Annotated in this window: 1 protein-coding gene and 1 pseudogene; one reads left to right on the forward strand and one right to left on the reverse strand. The window is 43.4% G+C overall.

Annotation, left to right across the window (positions count from 1 at the left end):
- Positions 1–223 precede the first annotated feature (223 nt).
- Positions 224–400, reverse strand: coding sequence for a hypothetical protein (locus tag QUA16_RS36495; RefSeq protein WP_333109716.1), 177 nt, complete (start codon positions 398–400; stop codon positions 224–226).
- 215 nt (positions 401–615) lie between these two features.
- Between QUA16_RS36495 and QUA16_RS36500 the strand changes: the two are divergent.
- Positions 616–1,918 (forward strand): annotated as a pseudogene (locus QUA16_RS36500) (IS4 family transposase).
- The last annotated feature ends 90 nt before the right edge of the window (positions 1,919–2,008 follow it).

The following is a 2,008-nucleotide window of genomic DNA, read 5'->3' on the forward strand; positions in this document are numbered from 1 at the left end:
CTAAAACTCCCGACAGCCAACCCATACGCGAAATTAATACACGGTTGTAGCAAGCCTAAAATACTAAGTCTTCGCCCATTCGTAACAAGTTAGAAGGGAGTATATTTTGTCAATACCTCTTTGTATAGAAATCTAAGTGAATAATAATGATAATCAAAAAAGGGGGTAAGGGTGGGAGAGTCAGCCTGTGGCTGACTCTCCCACCCAATCGCGATTATCATTATTAATAAGTTGTTGGCTTGATTGGCGTTGCACCGCGATCAAATTCTGTGGCGGACGATCGATAATAGTGGCGGACGATCGATAATAGTGGCGGGCGCTCGATAACAATGACGGGCGATCGATAACAATGACGGGCGATCGATAATAATGGCGGGCAATCGATAATAATGGCGGGCAATCGATAATAATGGCGGGCGCTCGATCCCGGGTTGCACCACAAGTACACGGCAGCGTTGCGGCGAGCGAGATCGATGACGAGCGTTGGGGAGATCGAAGGATATAATTGACAAATAATTGAGCGATTGTGTAGGTCAGTAAATATGGCTAAAAGTCAGAAAACCAACCGTGACCACGCCAAAAAAACTACAAAACCGATGGTGGAGGACTCCTGAGATTGCCTCACAACTATCGGCATTACTAACACCGGCTATCACCTCACAAGAAAATTACTACCGCCAACTGGGTTTACGAGGGAGAATTCTTAACTTACCGTTGATGGTAGCAGCAGTATTAACCCTATTGTGGCGAGATGTAGCGGGGGTGACAGAACTTACAAGAATGCTGGCAAGAGAAGGTTTTTTATGGTGCCGACCTACGACAGTCAGTCAACAAGCTATGTCTCAAAGGTTTCTAAGTTTTCCCGCTACATTATTTGAGGGAGTCTTTAAAAACTTATTGCCAAGTTTAAGAACTGCTTGGTACCAGAGAAAACAACGACCCCTACCAGAAAGCATTCAATTTGCCTTGAGAAAATTTTCGAGAATTTGGATAGTAGATAGTTCAACCCTCGAAGCATTGTTTTGCAAGCTCAAAAGCCTGGAAGATGTACCTAAAGGGCAGTTGGCAGGGAAAATGGCAACAGTTATAGATTTAATGACGAGGCTCCCGGTTGATATTTGGTTTCAGGAAAACTAAGCGAGCTTCTGATGTTAAGCTTGAAGAAAACATCCTGCAATTAGTACCAACTAAAACCTTACTCTTACTGGATAGAGGATTTTACCATTTTAGCTTTTGGCTCAAATTAATTGAACGAGATATCCATTTAATTACTCGTTTAAAAAAAGGAGCAGCCATTCAAGTAGAGCGAGTATTTACCAAAAGTTACGACCTGAAAGATAGTCTGGTACGCTTGGGTTCGGGAACAGCAAGAACTCCATTTATTACCTTGCGTCTGATTGAAGTTCGCTCGGGTAAAACCTGGCATTCTTATTTGACAAGCGTACTAGATCCTCAAGTGCTACCACCCTACGTCGTGGCAGATTTATATCGCAGGCGTTGGAAGATTGAAGAAGCTTTCTATACCGTAAAAAGACTCTTGGGATTAAGTTATTTGTGGACGGGTTCTCTCAACGGGATTCAGCTTCAAATCTGGGGTACTTGGATATTTTATGCACTCTTGGTCGATTTAGGTGAGGCCGTTGCTGACCAACTCTCTTTACCCATAGATTCGATTTCATTAGAAATGATTTACCGGGGCCTTTACCATTTTTATGTGGCCCGCCAACAAGGTAAGGCAACTGACCCTATCGAGTATTTCGCTGCGCCCGAAAATCGAGATTTAGGTATTGTTAAATCTCAACGAAAACCCAATGTTAAGTTAATTGTTGCACCTTTTCCCGATCGACAGCGAGGGTCTGACTACTTTTTCTTTGAAGCATCTTCTCAAATCCCCTTGACAACTGCCATCCAAGCTTAACTTGTTACGAATGGTCTTCGCCCCCTTCGTTTCGTTGGCTCTAACCGTTTTTGCGCTCCAATTGGGTAATATGTATATCCAGTGGGACTC

It is taken from the genome of Microcoleus sp. S13_C3, assembly GCF_036700905.1.
GTDB lineage: Bacteria > Cyanobacteriota > Cyanobacteriia > Cyanobacteriales > Microcoleaceae > Microcoleus.